The sequence below is a fragment of the bacterium endosymbiont of Bathymodiolus sp. 5 South genome (assembly GCF_900128535.1).
Classification (GTDB): domain Bacteria; phylum Pseudomonadota; class Gammaproteobacteria; order PS1; family Pseudothioglobaceae; genus Thiodubiliella.
On sequence record NZ_FQTR01000150.1, the window covers coordinates 1 to 4003 of the forward strand.

The following is a 4003-nucleotide window of genomic DNA, read 5'->3' on the forward strand; positions in this document are numbered from 1 at the left end:
ACACTGACGCCATAGATTTATCAAAACTGGGCGATAAATCAAAATACACCATTGATTACCTTGGCAATAAAGACGACAACACCCTTACCAGTACTGTAACCAACAAAGATGAAATCTTTGTTGCTGGCGCAGGTAACGACACCCTAACAGGTAACGGTGGTATGGATGTCTTTAACGCAGGTGTAGGCGATGATACGATTATCATCAACGCCAGCAACATCACCGCACTAGAGCAAACTGGTGTAGGTAACCGTGCCCGTGTTGATGGCGGTGGTGGTATTGATGTCCTTCAATTAGAGGGTGCAGATTTAACCCTAGATTTAACCAAGATCAGCGACAGACGCATTCAAGACATTGAAGTTATTGACATTACAGGCTCAGGCGACAATACCCTAAGGCTCAACTTAGATGATTTATTAGATGCTTCTACTAGCACCAATATTCTTAAAGTATTGGGCAATAGTGGTGATAAAGTAAATGCTGCTGGTTTTAGTGATTCAACCATTGATAAAACTGTTAATGGCATCACTTATGATGTTTACACTCATGGCGATGCCAATACAGGTGCTCATGTTGAACTTTGGGTTCAACAGGAGGTTGTATTGTTTTAGGATAGAACAAGATAGGTAATAAGGTTTGATAAAAACCACCCTTTGGGGTGGTTTTTTACTCTCACCCTTGGCAATATAGGGAACAACGGGAATAGATGATTTCTTATAGTGCAATTCCTATATTTTCACCTAACCAAAATCAAAATGATAAAAGTAGCTTACTCCTGTCACCCCAACAATTAGCTCCAGCGGGCAATTTAAATATAAGCATTCATCTAAATATTTTTGACTGCAGCTTGTCAAGCTTAATGGTTTTGTTTATGCTGTTATCGCTTTCCACAGGCGATATTAGCCATATCAATGAGTGGCACAATGTCAACATTAGAGTTAGTCATTAAACACTCACCTAAATCGCAATTAATTAATTTTTTACGCATCTAAATTGTATAATATAACCAAATAAATTTCATAGGATTATAAAGTCTTGTTTATGAATCAAATTAAACAAATGTTTGAACTACAACAAAAACTCAATGATACCACCAATGGCTTGATTTGGACTGAAGGTGCTACCAAAGAAGGGCGACAAATTTCATGGCTTCGCTGCATTTATATGGAGGCTGCTGAGGCGATTGATTCGTTTAATTGGAAGCATTGGAAAAACATTGAAAGCGAGCCAGACTTAGATAACGCTAAAGTTGAACTGGTGGATATTTGGCATTTTATTATGAGTGAAGCCATTCATTTTGGTGACACGCAATTTGCTGAAGCTTACGAAGATATGACACCTGAAAGAGAAATCAACCCAGAGATGACGGTGGAAATTTTAGAAAAAATGCTCGCTGTTGCTGCTAGTGCTAATGTTGATAAATCAAAAAATAGCTTGTATGAAATTACAGGGTTGTTCTTTCAGGCACTGGCAACGATGAGTATGAATGTGTCGGAACTTTATAAGCGCTATCTGGTTAAAAATCAACTTAACACTTTTAGACAAGATCACGGCTATAAAGACGGCACTTATATCAAGTTATGGGGGGGCGTTGAAGACAATGTAGTCGCCTTTAAGATTATGGAAGACTACCCTAATCTCACCCCTGAACAATTTTACAAAAAGTTAGAGGAGGCATACGCACTATGATAAAAAAACTTAAAACAGAAATACAAAAAGTCATTATTGGACAAGAAGATTTGGTTGACCATTTGTTAATTGGGCTGATTGCCGGTGGGCATATTTTGGTTGAAAGCGTGCCAGGGTTGGCAAAAACCACGGCAATTAATACTTTGTCCAAAGCCTTGGGAATCCAGTTTAAACGCATTCAGTTTACGCCAGATTTATTGCCCAGTGACTTAACAGGCGCGCAAATTTATAATCCGAAAACAGGAGAATTTAGCGTTAAAAAAGGGCCGATTTTTACCAATTTATTGCTGGCTGATGAGATCAATCGCGCACCTGCTAAAGTGCAAGCAGCATTATTAGAAGTGATGGCAGAAAGGCAGGTGACTATTGCTGACGAAAGTTTTAAACTTGACCAGCCTTTTTTGGTTATGGCAACCCAAAATCCAGTAGAACAAGAGGGAACTTATCAATTGCCAGAAGCACAACTTGATCGTTTTATGCTTAAAACAGTGCTTGATTACAACACCTTAGAGGAAGAATTGGAAGTGGTTAAGCGAGTTGCTATTAGTGGTTTTGAGCAGGTTGAGCAAGTGGCGGATATAGCGGATATAGCGGATATTCGACAGCAGTTTGAGAAGATTCATGTGGATGATGCGGTGCAAAATTATATGTTAAAAATAATTTTTGCAACTCGTTACCCGCAAGATTATGGCTTGGATTCAATCAAGCATTATATTGAGTTTGGCGCCAGCCCAAGAGCCAGTATTGATTTATACAAAGCCAGTTGTGCCAAGGCGTTAATACGAGGCAATGATTTTGTTACCCCACTCGACATTGCCAGCGTAGTCACGGAAGTACTCCAACATAGAATTGTTTTAAGTTATCAAGCACAAGCTGAAAATATGAGCGTCAAAGCCATTATTAAACAGATACTTGAGGCGATTCAGGTACCCTAAGTTAACCAAGGCTTTTTACTATTATGATGTCAGCACAAGAAATATTGTTGCGTGTTAAAAAGAATGTTTTTACCCAAAAGTCAGCGGAGCATTTGTCAAAAATGCGGGGCGACGGTTTGGATTTTTGCGAAATTCGCCCGTATCAAGCAGGTGATGATATTCGCAAAATAAATTTTTCTGCCAGTGGTAAAACGGGTGAACTGCAAACCAATGTTTTTAACGAGGATAGGCAAATTAATGTGGTCATTTGTGTGATGCTTTCCAGTAGTCTGCATTTTGGCTCTGTGCGTATGAAAAACGAGTTAATTGCTGAGATTGTTGCACATTTAGCGTATTCTTCAATACAACAAAAAAACCAAACAAAATTGGTATTTTTCTTCAATAACGAAAAGCAAATCTTTCAACTGGGTAATATGGGTAGTTTGCTGGTGGCTACTGAAACATTGCTAAATTTTGACTTGTTAAAAACACAAATAAGCGCTGAGACATTGAGTGCCTACTTGGTTCAGCAAGCAAAATCATTGGTTTTTGTGATTGGTGATTTTTACCAGTCCAGTGATTACAGTATGATCGCGCATAAAAATCAAATAAATGCAATCATCGTGCGTGACCCACTGGAAGAGTTGCCAATTTTTGGCACAGAATTAAGTTTGAAAAATGCACAAAATAACAGCAGCATTGAAGTAGATTTTGACAAAAAATTAGCAAAAAAATACCAATCTAAATTAAAAATTGAGGACGATAAGCGTTATTTGCATTTTGCCCAACATAAAATCAATGCGGGTAAAATTTATACTAACGATGATGTTTTTGTTAAACTTTCGCAAATTTTGAAGTGAAGGGAGGGCGCTTAAAGCAATAATTATGGATACTTTAAAAGACATTAAGCCACTGGTTGTTATTGCAGATAATTCCTTTATTTATCTACTGGTTTTATTGTTTGTTGTCTTGTTGGTAGTGTTGCTTGCAGGGTATTTTGGTTGGAAAAAATTTCAATTAAAACGCCGTAATGATCAAAAAAGAAGTGCACTAAAAATACTTAAAAATCTTGATTTTAACGACAGCAAAGCCACCGCTTATACATTCAGTCGTTACGCCAGTGTGTTGGTGAATGATGATAATATAGCGAATTTTGAGAAAATTAATACGGCATTGTTAGCCTATAAATATAAAGAAAAAGTTGAGCAATTAGAGCAAGGTTTAATTGGAAAAATCAAGGAGTTTCTTTGTGTTTAGTTTTGAATATCCCTATGTATTGGCACTCATTATTGCTGTATTCGCTTGTTTGTTTTTTTGCCAAGAGAAAAAATTATCTATTTATTTTCCATACAGTGAAAACTTAAAAACCCTTGTAAAGTCTAAGCAATTGTTGCGCAACA

At 37.3% G+C, this 4003-nt stretch carries 5 protein-coding genes and 1 pseudogene; 5 read left to right on the forward strand and 1 reads right to left on the reverse strand.

Annotated elements, in window-relative coordinates; all coding sequences use genetic code 11:
* Window positions 1-611 (forward strand): annotated as a pseudogene (locus BBROOKSOX_RS09330) (hypothetical protein); the annotation flags it as partial.
* A gap of 266 nt (window positions 612-877) precedes the next feature.
* Here the strand turns inward: BBROOKSOX_RS09330 and BBROOKSOX_RS09335 are convergent.
* Window positions 878-988, reverse strand: a complete 111-nt coding sequence (locus BBROOKSOX_RS09335; protein ID WP_139661328.1) for a LamB/YcsF family protein — start codon at window positions 986-988, stop codon at window positions 878-880.
* Between the two features lie 53 nt (window positions 989-1041).
* On the opposite strand from BBROOKSOX_RS09335, the gene BBROOKSOX_RS09340 reads away from it, so the two are divergent.
* Genes BBROOKSOX_RS09340 through BBROOKSOX_RS09355 form a run of 4 tightly spaced genes read left to right on the forward strand, consistent with a single transcriptional unit; the run spans window position 1042 to window position 3860 of the window.
* Window positions 1042-1689 carry a dUTP diphosphatase gene (locus tag BBROOKSOX_RS09340; RefSeq protein ID WP_139661331.1) on the forward strand — a complete coding sequence of 216 codons (648 nt, stop codon included), beginning with the start codon at window positions 1042-1044 and terminating at the stop codon, window positions 1687-1689.
* On the forward strand, window positions 1686-2624 hold the full coding sequence (locus tag BBROOKSOX_RS09345) for an AAA family ATPase (RefSeq protein ID WP_180323957.1): 939 nt from the start codon (window positions 1686-1688) through the stop codon (window positions 2622-2624). Before BBROOKSOX_RS09340 ends, BBROOKSOX_RS09345 begins: the two co-directional genes overlap by 4 nt.
* A 23-nt stretch (window positions 2625-2647) precedes the next feature.
* Window positions 2648-3463, forward strand: a complete 816-nt coding sequence (locus tag BBROOKSOX_RS09350) for a DUF58 domain-containing protein (protein WP_139661336.1) — start codon at window positions 2648-2650, stop codon at window positions 3461-3463.
* Window positions 3464-3488: 25 nt separating this feature from the next.
* On the forward strand, window positions 3489-3860 hold the full coding sequence (locus BBROOKSOX_RS09355) for a hypothetical protein (protein WP_139661339.1): 372 nt from the start codon (window positions 3489-3491) through the stop codon (window positions 3858-3860).
* Window positions 3861-4003 lie beyond the last annotated feature (143 nt).

Coding starts and splice junctions, on each gene's coding strand:
- BBROOKSOX_RS09355 (WP_139661339.1), top strand. CDS start 3,489: ATGGATACTTTAAAAGACATTAAGCCACTGGTTGTTATTGCAGATAAT.
- BBROOKSOX_RS09350 (WP_139661336.1), top strand. CDS start 2,648: ATGATGTCAGCACAAGAAATATTGTTGCGTGTTAAAAAGAATGTTTTT.
- BBROOKSOX_RS09335 (WP_139661328.1), bottom strand. CDS start 988: ATGCGTAAAAAATTAATTAATTGCGATTTAGGTGAGTGTTTAATGACT.
- BBROOKSOX_RS09340 (WP_139661331.1), top strand. CDS start 1,042: ATGAATCAAATTAAACAAATGTTTGAACTACAACAAAAACTCAATGAT.
- BBROOKSOX_RS09345 (WP_180323957.1), top strand. CDS start 1,686: ATGATAAAAAAACTTAAAACAGAAATACAAAAAGTCATTATTGGACAA.